Annotated in this window: 1 pseudogene; it reads right to left on the bottom strand. The window is 61.3% G+C overall.

What is annotated here, in order from left to right:
- Positions 1-519, bottom strand: a pseudogene (groEL, locus tag NKJ84_RS33180) (chaperonin GroEL); the annotation flags it as partial.

Raw genomic sequence — 519 nt, 5'->3', positions numbered from 1 at the left:
TGGCGATGTCTTCCAGCATGGCCTTGCGGCGATCACCGAAGCCCGGCGCCTTGACGGCAGCGATCTTCAGGCCGCCACGCAGCTTGTTGACGACCAGCGTGGCAAGGGCCTCACCTTCGACGTCTTCGGAGATGATGACCAGCGGCTTCGAGGTCTGCACGACAGCCTCGAGGATCGGCAGCATGGCCTGCAGGTTGGAGAGCTTCTTCTCGTGGAGGAGGATGTAGGCGTCTTCCAGATCCGCAACCATCTTTTCGGCATTGGTGACGAAGTAGGGCGAGAGATAGCCGCGGTCGAACTGCATGCCTTCGACGACTTCGAGCTCCGTCTCGGCGGTCTTGGCCTCCTCGACGGTAATGACGCCCTCATTGCCGACCTTCTGCATCGCTTCAGCGATCATCGAACCGACCGAAGCATCGCCATTGCCGGCGATGGTGCCGACCTGGGCAACCTCTTCCGAGGTCTTGATCTTCTTGGCGTTCTTGATCAGCGTCGCGACGACGTCGGCGACGGCGAGGT

Source organism: Mesorhizobium sp. M0048, assembly GCF_040323405.1.
Classification (GTDB): Bacteria; Pseudomonadota; Alphaproteobacteria; order Rhizobiales; family Rhizobiaceae; genus Mesorhizobium.
The sequence above is the reverse complement of the archived record's forward strand: the minus strand, read 5'-3'. Positions and strand labels throughout refer to the sequence as shown.